The organism is Microbulbifer maximicatervae (SeqCode) (assembly GCF_052468295.1).
In genome coordinates, this window is the sequence record NZ_CP174340.1 from 3,731,905 (window position 1) to 3,745,618 (window position 13,714).

12 protein-coding genes are annotated in these 13,714 nt (G+C 46.0%); 6 read left to right on the top strand and 6 right to left on the bottom strand.

Going from position 1 to position 13,714, the window contains the following annotated elements; translation table 11 throughout:
• Nucleotides 1–54 precede the first annotated feature (54 nt).
• The 3 genes from ACJJIQ_RS16645 to ACJJIQ_RS16655 all read left to right on the top strand — a co-directional run bounded on the left by ACJJIQ_RS16645 (nt 55) and on the right by ACJJIQ_RS16655 (nt 3,791).
• Complete coding sequence (locus tag ACJJIQ_RS16645; RefSeq protein WP_445362482.1) at nt 55–1,278, top strand: MFS transporter; 1,224 nt, start codon at nt 55–57, stop codon at nt 1,276–1,278.
• Nucleotides 1,279–1,989: 711 nt separating this feature from the next.
• On the top strand, nt 1,990–2,835 hold the full coding sequence (locus tag ACJJIQ_RS16650; RefSeq protein ID WP_445362483.1) for a pirin family protein: 846 nt from the start codon (nt 1,990–1,992) through the stop codon (nt 2,833–2,835).
• A 650-nt stretch (nt 2,836–3,485) separates the two neighbouring features.
• The gene (locus ACJJIQ_RS16655) at nt 3,486–3,791 is read left to right on the top strand and encodes a hypothetical protein (protein WP_444907298.1); all 306 of its coding nucleotides are present in this window, start codon (nt 3,486–3,488) and stop codon (nt 3,789–3,791) included.
• 623 nt (nt 3,792–4,414) lie between these two features.
• Here the strand turns inward: ACJJIQ_RS16655 and ACJJIQ_RS16660 are convergent.
• The 6 genes from ACJJIQ_RS16660 to ACJJIQ_RS16685 form a co-directional block, all read right to left on the bottom strand.
• A complete protein-coding gene (locus ACJJIQ_RS16660) occupies nt 4,415–4,732 on the bottom strand; it encodes a hypothetical protein (RefSeq protein ID WP_445362484.1) in 318 nt (105 codons plus the stop codon).
• Between the two features lies 1 nt (nt 4,733).
• Complete coding sequence (locus ACJJIQ_RS16665) at nt 4,734–4,931, bottom strand: hypothetical protein (RefSeq protein WP_445362485.1); 198 nt, start codon at nt 4,929–4,931, stop codon at nt 4,734–4,736.
• A complete protein-coding gene (locus tag ACJJIQ_RS16670) occupies nt 4,928–5,452 on the bottom strand; it encodes a hypothetical protein (protein WP_445362486.1) in 525 nt (174 codons plus the stop codon). The genes ACJJIQ_RS16665 and ACJJIQ_RS16670 overlap by 4 nt, the downstream gene beginning before the upstream one ends.
• A gap of 136 nt (nt 5,453–5,588) precedes the next feature.
• Entirely contained in the window at nt 5,589–8,903 is a 3,315-nt protein-coding gene (locus ACJJIQ_RS16675) for a type I restriction endonuclease subunit R (protein ID WP_445362487.1), read from the bottom strand.
• 24 nt (nt 8,904–8,927) lie between these two features.
• Nucleotides 8,928–10,259 (bottom strand): restriction endonuclease subunit S, encoded by a 1,332-nt coding sequence (locus ACJJIQ_RS16680; protein ID WP_445362488.1) that lies wholly within the window; start codon nt 10,257–10,259, stop codon nt 8,928–8,930.
• Nucleotides 10,249–11,820, bottom strand: a complete 1,572-nt coding sequence (locus ACJJIQ_RS16685) for a class I SAM-dependent DNA methyltransferase (protein WP_445362489.1) — start codon at nt 11,818–11,820, stop codon at nt 10,249–10,251. Before ACJJIQ_RS16685 ends, ACJJIQ_RS16680 begins: the two co-directional genes overlap by 11 nt.
• A gap of 488 nt (nt 11,821–12,308) precedes the next feature.
• Between ACJJIQ_RS16685 and ACJJIQ_RS16690 the strand changes: the two genes are divergently transcribed.
• Genes ACJJIQ_RS16690 through ACJJIQ_RS16700 form a run of 3 tightly spaced genes read left to right on the top strand, consistent with a single transcriptional unit; the run spans nt 12,309 to nt 13,609 of the window.
• Nucleotides 12,309–12,986, top strand: a complete 678-nt coding sequence (locus ACJJIQ_RS16690) for a restriction endonuclease (RefSeq protein WP_445362490.1) — start codon at nt 12,309–12,311, stop codon at nt 12,984–12,986.
• Complete coding sequence (locus tag ACJJIQ_RS16695) at nt 12,983–13,297, top strand: restriction endonuclease (RefSeq protein WP_445362491.1); 315 nt, start codon at nt 12,983–12,985, stop codon at nt 13,295–13,297. The genes ACJJIQ_RS16690 and ACJJIQ_RS16695 overlap by 4 nt, the downstream gene beginning before the upstream one ends.
• Before the next feature lie 18 nt (nt 13,298–13,315).
• Nucleotides 13,316–13,609 (top strand): hypothetical protein, encoded by a 294-nt coding sequence (locus ACJJIQ_RS16700; RefSeq protein ID WP_445362492.1) that lies wholly within the window; start codon nt 13,316–13,318, stop codon nt 13,607–13,609.
• Nucleotides 13,610–13,714 lie beyond the last annotated feature (105 nt).

Here is a 13,714-nt window from a genome sequence, read left to right on the forward strand (position 1 = left end):
AGCTTCCACAGAAAGGCCACTTTAAATAGTGGCCTTTATAAAGAGAGTTAAGCCTTGACTTCCCTTGCCCCATTCAAAAATAAACTGTTTTTGATAATTTGGACTGCAACATTAATCTCAAATACAGGAACATGGATTCATGAGATTGGTGCAAACTGGCTAATGATTTCACTAACCTCATCACCATTTTGGATCGCTATGGTTCAATCTGCAGCATCCTTACCTACACTATTTCTTGCGATTCCAGCTGGTGCCTTCGCAGATATTGTCGACAAGAAAAGATATTTAATAACATTACAAATATGGATGTTCCTGCTTACCTCCATACTAAGCCTTCTTACTGCAACCGGATCGACATCTATTTTATCGTTACTCATATTAACTTTTTTAATTGGTATCGGAACCGCATTAATGGTTCCAGTCTGGTCTTCTATAACACCACTAATAGTAACCAAAGCAGACTTACCCCAATCCATAGCCCTAAATAGCATGGGTATTAATTTGGCAAGAGTGATTGGCCCAATACTCGGCGGAGTACTTTTGATCTATTTTAACCTGGAGGTACTTTTCGCTTTAAACGCTATTTCTTTCTTATGTGTCATAATGGCTCTTAGCTATTGGACACCGAATAGAAACGGCGCAACAAATCAACATAGTGAGAATTTCGTATCAGCAATAAAAAATAGTCTGAAATACATAAAGCGAGAATCAAAACTTCAACACGCACTGGTTCGAGCGTTGTCGTTTTTTATTTTTGCTAGTGCTCTATGGGTGTTACTCCCCACTTTTTCATCTCAATTATATACAGACGATCCAAAAGCATACAGTTTATTAATGTCATTTTTAGGGCTCGGTGCGGTAAGTGCTGTGTTTTTCACCAATAAGCTCCGCACAATCTTTAAAGTAGATAATTTACTGTGTATCGCATCTATTGGCTATGCTACATCCATGTTATTACTGTCATTTCTAACCAGCTATATCCATGTATCAGTAGCAATGTTCACTGCGGGATTTTGCTGGTTACTCTTTTTATCTCCGCTTATTCTGGCTACTCAGGAAATGCTACCAAATTGGATAAGGGCAAGAGGAATGTCATTTTTTATGGCAACATATATGGGCGCTATGGCTATAGGAGGTATGCTCTGGGGAAAAATAGCTTCCTACGCAGGAATATCAAATACGCTGCTAATTGCTTCATGTTTTTTGCTTGTCGCAACAGTATTTGTAAGAAATCAACTTGTAGGCCCTGCAGACCAGGAGGCCTTGAATATCCCCTAGCAGAGTAGACCTAAAACTCTTATTTTAATAACTTATGATACCAATAAGGAGCTCCCACTATAGCCTTGAAAAGTCAACTGTCATTAAGCTTGAAAAAAGTAAACCCATAATAGCTATTCTCAAAGGCACAAAAAGCACCCATGGAAGGGATATAAGCTTTTAATCCCGATTGAGACAAAACACTCATAAACACCATTAAACTCTAATCCATAACTGCAAAAAAACCTAAAGACAAGCAAATCACTATAGTATTTATCACAAGAATAGTTGAGTCCAATACATATTCGTTTTCTAACTGTTATTTTATTTAGCCTTCCCGGCAAGACAACTAAAAACCAATATAAGCCCACTTATTGGAACAATAAAACAGATACGACGCTGTAACCCGGCACCTCATTTTAACACCACCTGAAAATATAATATTCCACTCTATTATTTTTGTATCAACATATCTAACAATGACTGGAATCCACTTAACTCAGCCAGCTTCCTCTGACAATTCTAATAAATCGAACGAATACATCTATATATTCATATTTTACCACTGTCGATATGACTTTAAACTTCCCCACATGGGTCTTTATCTGAACTATGTTCGTCAATTGTCTTCCTTTGAAATTTAAAAGTGGAGCATGAATAGACACAATCAATCTGATGAAGCCTTTGATCCTACCCATCAACAACGAAACCGATTAATTCAAGGAATTTACTATGTCAAACGGTATTAGAGAATTAAAGTTCTCAACATCTGGTGAACAGGGTTCTGATGGAGCCGGAGTAAAGCTAACTCGCTTGATTGGGACACAAAACCTGGAAATGCTGGACCCCTTTCTTCTATTGGATTCATTTGAAAGCGACAACCCCAATGAATATATTGGAGGCTTTCCCAACCATCCGCATAGAGGTTTTGAAACTGTAACTTACATGATAAATGGAAAAATTAGACATAAAGACAATATGGGAAATGAGGGCATTATAGAGCCAAATGGCGTGCAATGGATGACTGCAGGTAAAGGTGTCATACATTCGGAAATGCCTGAGCAAAAAGATGGATTGTTAAGGGGCCTTCAACTATGGGTTAATTTGCCTAAAGATAAGAAAATGATAGATCCTGACTACCAGGAGTTTGAAGAAAGTCAAATTTCGTCTGAAGTAACTACAAAAGGCCAAAACATCAAAGTCATTGCAGGGACAACTAATTTAGGCACAAAAGGTGTTGTGGAAAATAGATACGTTTACCCCACCTATATTGATGTAACCTTGGCGCAAGACCATAAATTTGTACAGAATCTAGAAGAAACACATAATGCATTTATTTATGTAATTGAAGGTTCTCTAAATACGGGATCAAAGAAGTCAAAGTTGGCTGAGCGTCAACTAGGCATTTTAACAAAAGGAAGCCAAGTTTTAATCGAAGCCGGTGGTAAAGGTAGCCGCTTCATACTGGTTGCGGGGAAACCTTTAAATGAACCGGTAGTTAGGGGTGGCCCTTTCGTAATGAATACAAAGGAAGAGCTTTTTCAAGCATTTTATGATTTTAATAATAACAAATTTTAGAATTATCAATTGATTTTGCTGGTAAAGGGGGTAATATCCTAGATATATAACAATAAAAAGGGTACTTTTTAGAGGTCTGAAAAATCTGAAGTTGATTCTCCAAAGCTGACCAAGATATCACTAGAGGTGTTCTGTTAGATTTGAGTACAACATTTAAAGCTATCGATAGAGTTCGGAACCCAGCATTCGAGAATTTCATGCAATATTTTTATAGGCCGTAAAATAGCACAAGTACATGCCACTATATTAGGAGCTGACGAAATCAGAACATAAGGCCCACCTCAAGAAAAATCGCACCCACTACGAAGTACAGAGGTACCAATATATCAGTACTACGCACAAACCTTCCTTGCAGGATTACTGTGCTTTTAAATTAAGGTAAATTTATGAACGACCGGATAACAAAAGCGCTTAAGGATGCTGAAAAACGACTGGATGAGCTATTGCCTGATATAGAAAAGCGTCACACGGAAGCAACCTAAAACAGCGCTGATGAACCAGACAACCTGAAAGAAGGTGTCGTAGATGATTTGGAAATCTAGGCATTATTTCCTAACAGTTACTAAGAGAATTAGGATTGAAGATTTAGTCTTCAACCTTAAATGGATTTCAGACCGCCTATCAGTTATTAAAGAAGGGGGCGCTTATTTATGATTGAATTTAAAAGATATCCTCATATTGAAGACTTGCTGCTTCACTATGCAAAATCATACAAAGATGATTCAATAATTAAAATTCTAGAAGAAGGGGTAAGTAGCGCTGGTAAAGCAGAAGAGTTTTCTCTCTTTATTTGGCAGGTGGTTGATTCTATTCATGATGATCAGGAAAACGAAATAGAAGTAATGGGCAGCACAAGCAACCTTGAAATGTTACCTGATCTCGAATATGAAATATCAGGTTATATGCGATCAGTAGGCTTCTATGACGTATGGCGTAGAGTGAGTGAACAGGCTTAAGTAGTGCCCATACTAATTACTCAAGAATTTAAAGTGGTAGCTTTACAAATCGGCTTAGTGTTGAGCTGACTACTATTGCTACCATCATTAGCTTTCACCCCAAAAATTCTGAACACTCACAAAAGTATTAGATTAAAGCGCCACCCATATTGATACCGAATCAAATGCTATATAAGTAGCCGGTCCGCTGAAAGATAGCCAATGCCTCTTCCTCGCAGTGCTCAAATATCATTAGAGGCCACTGCACCTGTGAGAGTGTCCGTCGTTGGTGGGTAGGATCAGTTCTGCATATTCCTCCAATGCCAATAGCGTTAGAGGTAAAATCTTCGTACGCAGCGGGTGGTTATATGGTGCCGCTTAGAGGAAGTCTAGCCGAAGCCGTGCCCCACTCCATGTGGGGCGCCCCAATGACAGTGCGCACAACTGATGGCGATGCCAAATACTCAGCTCAAAACGCTTTGGGTTGGTAAATGAATACAAGTCATATTCCCTGGACCAATCCCAATCCAGTTTTCTAAGTGGGCTGTCATTATAGGACTTGGCTTGCACCAACGCCCGAAAGTTGATTTTATTATTATGGGAATGAAAAAGGCGCTACAGCGCCTTTAGGTAAAAAATAATATTTACTCTCTATCTTTAAATTCTACGAGGTCATCGTCATCAGTGTCAGAGAGAGGTTTCTTCTTACGATGTTCTTCAAACTGTTTACGGAATGGCTTGCCAAAACTCTCTTCATCTTGTGCTGGCCAACCCACGTCTATTCCACCAAGCAGCTCTGCTAGAGGAATCCAACCTACTATTTCAGCACTGTATCCAAGCTGCCATTCACCATCCGCCCATGAAGTCACATCGTAAGCACCGAAACCATGAGGATAGCGAACTGCAACAACATATTCACCGGGTGTTATTGGCTTACTTTTTTCTCGCCATATAGTTTTCAAGCTACTTGTTAACGTCTTTGAAATCCGGCTTCCCATCGGGATTATCATCCCGCATTGCATCTTTACCCCCACTCAGAAGCCCCGTCTGATCCACATCTTCAGAACCTGATAATAGCTCTTCAGCACGCTTTTTGGCGCGCTCCTTTCTCCACTTTTCATATTCAGGAGTGCCCTTTAGGGGGCGTTTTTCATTGGTCATACAATGCTCCTCCAACAGTAATCACCATGAGAGTTATAAGTAAAGCCCTTGCTGGAGTAATAGTCGCGTACCTTCTCATTAACAGGCTTCATAATACGAATCTCATGAGCGCCTATCTGTTCTGCATATTCCTCCAATGCCAATAGCGTTAGAGGTAAAATCTTCGCACGCAGGGGGTGGTTATGTGGTGCCGCTTCGAGGGAGTCTAGCCGAAGCCGTGCCCCACTCCATGTGGGACGCCCCAATGACAGTGCGCACAACTGATGGCGATGCCAAATACTCAGCTCAAAACGCTTTGGGTTGGTAAATGAATACAAGTCATATTCCCTAGACCAGTCCCAATCCAGTTTTCTAAGAGGGCTTTCATCCCAGGACTTGGCCTGCACCAATGCCTGAAAGTTAATTTTATCGAATCTGATTTGGTTCTTTAGCTCAATAGGCAAGGCATCGGTCGCTGAGCGCCTGGCAAGCTCCCTATAGTGCTCATACCTTTCCTCCGCAGATCTGTGTGTCGCTTTCATTGGATCTCCATTCCCAGCTTGAAAGAAAAAACTATTCAACCTTGTACTACTAACATTTTAATATTGCGTTTTAATAACTTCTCTCACTTATCAACAGCGCTTTCTAAGCAAATATCGATACTTTCTTCACCACACTTTAATCAGTCAACTCCACCTGATGCTTCTTAAAGTTCTCCGCCTGCTCCAGAATCTCTTTAAACACATCATCATTGGCAATCGGTGGATAGCCGAACTCCGCTAACAGCAGAATCAGCTTCACTTGCAGCTCAGCCTTAATATCTTCCCGCTGGTTCCAGGCGGGGAAGCTGGCGACACTGTCGACTTCTTGTTTGGCTCGTTTAGCCAATTCGACCAGCTTGTCTTCCGGGTAAGAAAAATCGTACTTTACCGAGAGGGATTTGAGGATATCGTAGAAGGCTTTTTCCTCGTAATTGATCCCCATATCCGCGAATGAGGTCATTTCCGTTTTTAGGTCTTGATAGAGGTCGATAATCTCGTTGGAGAAGTCCTCCAGCACACTGCTGACCAGAACATCCTCTTCCTTGCGCTCGTTGTACTTTTCTACCAGGGCCTTGAACTTCTTACTAAAGTCGACACTTTGCATCTTATTGGTTTTGGCCACTTCGCCGATGGCTTTTTCCAGCAACTTCTGTAACAGCTTGATCTTGGTATTCGGCAGTTTGATTTTTTCGATCTTGGCCAAATAGTCCTCATCGAAAATATCGATGGGGCCACCGCCCTTCTCCTCTCCCAGCTTAAAAATCTCTTCCACCCCATCACTGCGAATGGCTTCGGCGATCATCTCGCGCACTTTGACGTTCATCTGTGCGGTATCTGGGGCGTCACCCCGGGTGAGTTTGAAAATAATGGAGCGGATGGCCAAATAAAAGTGGATCTGGTCCCGCTCTTTTTGCGTTATTTCCTCATTGCCACAGCAAATGTCATAGGCCGCCTTTAAGCGCTTGGCGATATCCATAAAGCGCTTTTGGGTCTTCTCGGTTTGCAAGGCATACTCGGCCGCTTCATTGAGGCAGTTGAGCTGGCTGACCGGGTCACCGCTAAAGTAACCGCTGCTGTCGAAGTGGTGGAAAGCCATATTGAGCAAATCCAGATGGTTGCGCACCTCTACAATCGAAGCCGCAATATCTTCAAAGTTGTCATCACTGCTGCCGCCGAAAGTTTTTAGCGCTTTATTCATATTGGTTTTGATACCAATATAATCCACCACCAGCCCTTTGCTCTTACCCTCAAATTTGCGGTTTACCCGTGAAATTGTCTGGATCAGGTTGTGCTTTGATACCGGCTTATCGAGATACAAGGTATCGAGAAACGGCACATCAAAGCCGGTGAGCCACATATCCACAACAATGGCGATTTTGAAGTTGGATTTAGCCTGCTTGAATTGGCGGTCCAGTTCTTTGCGGTCTTCCTTGGTGCCGAGCTTGTCCCACAGCGCCTTGTCATCATCTTTATTGCGGGTCATCACCATACGGACCCGCTCGGAGGGTTTTAGCTCCTTGCGCTCTTTCTCGGTTAACTGCTCACCCTCGGCACAGGCCAGTACCTCAAACCACTCGGGGCGCAAGGCTTCCAGCTCTTGATAGAACTGATAGGCAATTGGGCGGGAGCTACTCACAAACATCGCTTTACCGGCGACGGTGGAGCCCTCTGCCAGGCGGTTTTCGTAGTGGGCGACAAAGTCCTTGGCCAGGGCGCGGATACGGTTCTCGTCCCCCAGTATGGCGTTCATACTGGCCATGGCTTTTTTGCTTTCGTCTATTTGATACTCGTTGGCGCCGTCTTTCTCACACTCTGCGTAATACTCCTCAATTTCCTTGAGCTTGTCGTTATCCAGAATCACCTTCGCCGCGCGGCCCTCATACACAATGCGCACGGTGATTTCATCTTTCACCGATTCATTCATGGTGTAGCGATCTACCGTGGGGCCGAACACATCCAGGGTGGCGTCGATGGGGGTTCCGGTAAAACCGACATAGGTGGCGTTGGGCAGTGAATCGTGCAGGTACTTGGCAAAACCGTAAGTTTTCTTGACCCCTTTATTAATCCCGGTCTCTACCACCGTGATTTTTTGATCCAGGTTAATTTGGCTGCGATGGGCTTCATCACTAATGCAAATCACGTTGCAGCGCTCAGTCAGCAGTTCAATATCTTCGGTAAATTTATGGATAGTGGTCAAGAAGACACCGCCGCTCTGGCGGCCCTGCAATTTTTCACGCAGATCCGCGCGGGAAGTCACGCTCTCTACGATCTGGTCACCAATATAAATTTTGGCATTGGTAAACTGCTGTGACAGCTGATCGTCCAGGTCTGTACGATCGGTAATCAGCACAATGGTGGGGCTTTCGAAGGCGGCGCTTTTCATCAGCAGGCGGGTTAGGAACTGCATGGTAAAGCTCTTACCGCAGCCGGTGGCACCAAAGTAGGTACCGCCTTTACCATCGCCGCTGTAGCCTCCTTTGCCATCGGGCCTTTTTAGGTGTGCGTAAATATTCTGGTAGAGCTTGGTGGCCGCGTAGTACTGGGGATAGCGGCAGACGATTTTGATTTCCTGATGGGTTTTATCGGGGAAAAAGATAAAGTGGCGCAGTACCTCGCGCAGGCGGCGCTGGTCGAACAACCCCTGCAATAAAGTGGTGAGGGAATCCAAGCCATCTTTGCTGAGGGTTTCCTCACCGGTGATTTTTCGCCAACCGTAGTAGAACTCATAGGGCGCAAACAGGGTGCCCATTTTATTATTGACGCCATCACTAATCACACACAGGGCGTTATACACAAACAGCTGCGGAATATCCCGGCGGTAGCGGGTGCAGATTTGGGTATAGGCGTGGTGGATGGTGGCCTCAGGCCGGATGGCACTCTTAAATTCAAACAGCACCAGAGGCAGGCCATTGATATACAAAATACCATCGGGGATACGCCGCTCGCCACCGCTGGCCGAGGCAACACCCTCAATTTCCAGCTGGTTAACGACCTTATAGATATTGGTTGCACCCGTTCTATAGCCCGCCTCCCCCTCTTTGACAGGTGTGGTTGGCAGTGTATCCACCTCACCCTCAGAGGGGATACGCATCTCGGTCAGGTCGCTGTAATCAATCAGCTGGATATAGAGATCTTTTTGCGTGTGATCTTCCCGCTTAAACAAGAAGCCATCACTGAGCCATTTGCAGAACTTTTTATTGCTGTCATACAAATCGCTGGGGGAGAGCAGCTCCAGCTGGCGAATAATGCTCTCCACCTCGCTTGCAGTAATCCCCTCCGCCGCATACTGCCGGCTCAAAAAACTGCGCAGATCTTCCTTGATCAAGACTTCCGTCGCCCCTCGGGGGCCATCAGCGCTCTGAGAGAGCGCCTCGCCGGTACTATGGGGATAACCCTGCTGTCCCAGTAGCTGGATTATGGCGTTTTCTAGTTGGGCTTCGGTAAACTTCATTGAAAATCCTTTTTCATTCTGCCTTTAGGCTACTGCATCACTCACTTCTTTTTGTACATCGGGAATACGTAACTCACCTGAGATTAGTTTTGGTAGGAGAGTGTCACGAAGCTTCTCCAAACTTCCATTTAGTAGTAAATTTTTCTCCCACCCATTGAAAACAGGCTGTAAAAGATCATGGAAATGTTTCATTACCAGGGGAGATGGAGAAGCTACCATCGTTGCTTCTATTATGCCTTTGCTGATATTTTGTTGAGCTGACCCTCTAGCTTGATTTGCAAGAGTTGAAGATAACCTTTCCATAAAAAGATAGATAAAATAACTGCTATTTTTCATTGGAATTAAGCTACAAACAGCCTGATTCGTAGTCATCTCAATAGTTGAAAATGCAACCTGCCCTGCTGTTGCCCCATACATTGCAATAACAGTTGTTTCTTTTGGTACTAATTTTGCTGAGCTATTTTTTAAGCCATTTTCTGTAATATGATTTTTTGTACTGTAGATGATTGACTGTCTCACTTCTCCTGAGGCCAACCATGGGATAGTGCCCTTTTCCCAAAAAACTGATTCAGATCTTTTGGGAGTACCCCCATTTTGCACTTTAATACACAATTGAGAAATTGTTACGGGATTCCACCCCTTCGGCACCCACCCCAAAGCCTCAGTATGCTCGAACTCACAGGGAAAGTGCTGGCGAATAGCTTCCGGCAAGGGTTTATGATCCGGCTTGGCCAGTTGTTGCTGGCGGCGTTGGGCGCGGGCTTGCAGGGCATCGGGAATGGGGTTGCCTGCGGCGAGGGCGTTATCGATAACCGGGTCAAAATCCACAAACCAACTTTTAAACAGGGCCTGGGCCATTTTTTCTAGGGTTTGGTTGGTCTCTCTATTAAGCTCTATTTTGTCATCGAGCACCCCCAAAACATGAGAAATTGAGTCACGCACATTCTTTGGAGGGGCGCTGATAGGAATTTTTTTCATATCAGCTTGTGTAATTTTGGGACGAGTAGATCCTGAAATATAACTTGCTATATCCGCAACCTGGAGGGCGTAACAAATATAATCTGAACTTTCACCACCTTTAGCTTTTATTATGTGTGCATGATTATTTACCCAAAATTTACCTTTTGCCATAAATGCAATAGGCGTATTTCTTGTGCGGAGATTATCCCCATCCTCAGCTAACAACACATAATCGCCATCAAATAGATAGCCATCAACGTAATCTGTAATGCCTGACGCCCCATAATATGGAAAAGGACCGGGTTTACGATTACTTTTCGTAACTGGTTTTCTATCCTTATCATGAATCGTAACCAGCTGCTCAAGGGGTAAAGTTGGATATAGTTCATTCACCATAACCCAGTACCTCCAGATTCTGACGAATAGCCTTATCCAGCGCTTCGGCTTCGCTCATCTGTTGATACAGCGTCTGGCTTAATTCACGCATTTTCTCTTCAAAGGGAATACCATCGTCTTCCAGCTCGGCGGCCCCTACATAGCGTCCTGGGGTCAAGACATAGTCGTTGGCTTTAATCTCTTCGAGGCTGGCGGCTTTGCAGTAACCGGCAATATCCTTATAGTCACCGTCTTTTTCCTCTCCGCGCCAGGCGTGGTAGGTTTGCGCAATTTTAGCGATATCGTCAGTGGTCAGCTCTTTGTGGATACGGCTGGCCATGGTGCCCATCTGGCGGGCATCGATAAATAGGGTTTCGCCTTTGCGCGCCCGGTAGCCATGTACCTTGTCTTCCCCTTTATTTTTGGTGAGGAACCACAGGCACACGGGAATTTGTGTGGTGTAAAAAAGCTGGCCCGGCAGGGCGATCATGCAGTCCACATGGTCGTTGTCGATAATCTCCTGGCGAATGGTGCCTTCACCGCTGGTATTGGAACTCATAGAGCCATTGGCCAACACAAAGCCGGCGGTGCCGCTCTCGCTCAGCTTGCTTAGCATATGCAAGATCCAGGCGTAGTTGGCATTGCCGGTGGGCGGCACGGTATAGCCGCCCCAGCGGGGATCATCGGTCAGCTCATTATCTGCGCGCCACTGTTTCTGGTTAAACGGCGGGTTGGCCATAATATAATCGGCCTTCAGCTCCGGGTGCTGGTCTTTAAAGAAAGTATCCCCAGCCACTTCCCCCAGGTTGCCGCTAATACCGCGAATGGCCAGGTTCATTTTTGCCAGCTTATAAGTGGTGCTGGTGTATTCCTGCCCGTAGATCGAAATATCTTTCTGGTTGCCGTTGTGGCTATTCACAAACTTAATGGACTGCACAAACATGCCGCCAGAGCCGCAACAAGGGTCATAGATCTTGCCCTTGTAGGGTTCGAGCATTTCCGCCAGCAGTGCCACTACCGATTTGGGTGTATAGAACTCACCACCGCCCTTGCCTTCAGATGCGGCAAACTTACCCAAAAAGTATTCGTAAACCCGACCCACCAGATCCTCTTCACTGATATAGCACTCGTTGGCGAGGGTCTCAATATTGTTGATGGTATCCAGCAGTGCCGCCAGCTTGCTGGCTTCCAGGCCCAGGCGAGAGAAGTAGTTATCCGGCAGTGCGCCGGCCAGGGATTTATTGGCCTTTTCAATGGTGTGCAAGGCGGTATCGATTTTAAGGGCGATATCGTCCTGCTTGCTGTGCTTGATAATGTAATCCCAGCGCGCTTCTTCCTCCAGGTAGAAGACATTGCTCTGGGTGTAAAACGGCACTGTATCGACAAACGCCTCTTTGCCATCGTCAATCAGCGCCTGGCGGTGGGCCTCAAACTTATCACTGATAAACTTGAGGAAGATCAGGCTCAGGACGATATGTTTGTATTCTGAGGACTCTACCGAGCCGCGCAGCTTGTTGGCGCTGTCCCAGAGGGACTCTTCAAAAGAGACGGTTTGCTTGGGTTTTGCGGACTTCTTGGCCATGTACAGCGTATTCCTTGGTGTTTTCGCCCTCCCCGGCATCATTATTGGGCAAGGCGACAGATCTTATTACGCCTAATTTTGCCCGATTACGGGGGAACTGTCGCCTTGTACAAAAGTCAGTCTCTCCAGTCATTAAGGCCCTACTTATCGCCGCGCAGTATTGGCACACTGGTACCCAGTAATATTCCATCACGCGATCGTTGTCTTTCAGGTTTGCCGCTTCTAACCAATACCGCTAGCCATACGCCGATTGTGCAAATTTTCGACAGGATCATTTGGGCTTTTACCCTTGGGGTTTGCCTGATTGGTAGCCACTCACTTTTATCCCACCATCATTTCGGCCCAGGCTTCGGCCTTGACACACCTACAGCGAGTTTCATTGAATGCTTCTAGCAGCCACTTCAGCAGCACCCCTTGCGCAAGCCAGGCAAAGGGCACCGCGCAACGGCCAACGGGTTAAAAGAATTAGACAATAAGGAAATCGAAGTATGACCAACGCATGGATGATCCGCGCCGGGCGCGGTGGTATTTACAGTGAAGACTTCGAGAAAGGCTTTGCCGCAGTGGGTTGGTCACAGCTGGGAGACCTAAGCCAGTATTCAAGCACCGAGCACTTGCGGGACGAATACATCAAGATTTACGGCAATGACAAACCCTCGGCCACTGCCAATGCCCTAGCCATGATCCTGAAATTTCGCGATCAGATTGCCGCCGGCGATTATATTGTGAGCTACAACCCGGAGACCCGGAACTATCTATTGGGCGTCGATAAAGGGGAGTACCTCTACCAGCCGGATTTTATCGGTGACTACGCCAACCTGCGTAAGGTTGAATGGCTCGGAAAAGTCAGCCGCGACCAGTTGCCTCAGAAAGCAAAGAACTCCCTCGGCTCTACCCTGACCCTCTTCTCCCTCAGCCAGGAAACCATTGAGGCCTTCTTAACCATATTCGAGGGCCGTGCGGTAACGCCGCAGGAAGACGAGGCCGTAGAAACTGATAGCGCACAGCTCAAAGACGAAACCGTAGCCCAGAGCCATGAACTCATCAAAGACAAGATCGCCGCACTGCTGCCCGAGGAAATGGAAGAACTGGTTGCGGCGATACTGCGCGCAATGGGCTTTAAGGCCAAGGTATCCCCAAGGGCCCGGATCGCGGTGTCGATGTGATCGCCTCACCGGACGGCCTGGGCCTTACCCAGCCGCGCATTAAAGCCGAAGTAAAACATCGCGATGGCTCCATGGGTGCCCCCGCCATACGCGGCTTTATCGGCGCCCTGCGGGAAGGGGACTCCGGCCTGTTCGTCAGCACCGGCGGCTTCACCCGCGAAGCCCGCTACGAAGCCGACCGCTCCACCTTCCCCCTCACCCTGGTGGACCTTGATGACCTGGCCGATCTTATCGTCAGCCACTATGAAAGCTTCGATTTGGAAGGCCGAGCATTGATGCCGCTGGTGCGGATTTACTGGCCGGTGGATTAAGACGGGCGGGCTAGTACCGTGATCGAATATCGCTATCCAGAAGAGAAAATCGTTGCCCTGTTTTTTGCTGAAATACTGCAAGATACAGTGGCAATGGATATTTTACAGCGTGGATATGTAACCTCTTCAGAAGAAGCCACTCATCTCAGCAAGTTCTTCTGGGCCGTGGTTGATAAATCCGCTCAAGAGCCAGAGCTACCTTACGAGGCCAGCTCTGAATACTGGCTAGAAAAGCTGTACAACAGCTTTGGCGGATACCTTTTCGAAAAGGGTTATGAGCAGCAGTGGGATGATGAAATTGATAATGCCTAAACTTCAACTTCAGAGCCATATAATAATGAAAAGCTGCTTTTAAAACTTTTATGGTCTCTGAAAATACTAGCATCACCCTACCTAAGCCTCCTGGCATAATGCCTA

Excerpts from the sequence above, each read along its gene's own strand:
- ACJJIQ_RS16650 (WP_445362483.1), top strand. The coding sequence starts at position 1,990 with ATGTCAAACGGTATTAGAGAATTAAAGTTCTCAACATCTGGTGAACAG.
- ACJJIQ_RS16655 (WP_444907298.1), top strand. The coding sequence starts at position 3,486 with ATGATTGAATTTAAAAGATATCCTCATATTGAAGACTTGCTGCTTCAC.
- ACJJIQ_RS16665 (WP_445362485.1), bottom strand. The coding sequence starts at position 4,931 with ATGACCAATGAAAAACGCCCCCTAAAGGGCACTCCTGAATATGAAAAG.
- ACJJIQ_RS16670 (WP_445362486.1), bottom strand. The coding sequence starts at position 5,452 with ATGAAAGCGACACACAGATCTGCGGAGGAAAGGTATGAGCACTATAGG.
- ACJJIQ_RS16675 (WP_445362487.1), bottom strand. The coding sequence starts at position 8,903 with ATGAAGTTTACCGAAGCCCAACTAGAAAACGCCATAATCCAGCTACTG.
- ACJJIQ_RS16680 (WP_445362488.1), bottom strand. The coding sequence starts at position 10,259 with ATGGTGAATGAACTATATCCAACTTTACCCCTTGAGCAGCTGGTTACG.
- ACJJIQ_RS16685 (WP_445362489.1), bottom strand. The coding sequence starts at position 11,820 with ATGGCCAAGAAGTCCGCAAAACCCAAGCAAACCGTCTCTTTTGAAGAG.
- ACJJIQ_RS16690 (WP_445362490.1), top strand. The coding sequence starts at position 12,309 with ATGACCAACGCATGGATGATCCGCGCCGGGCGCGGTGGTATTTACAGT.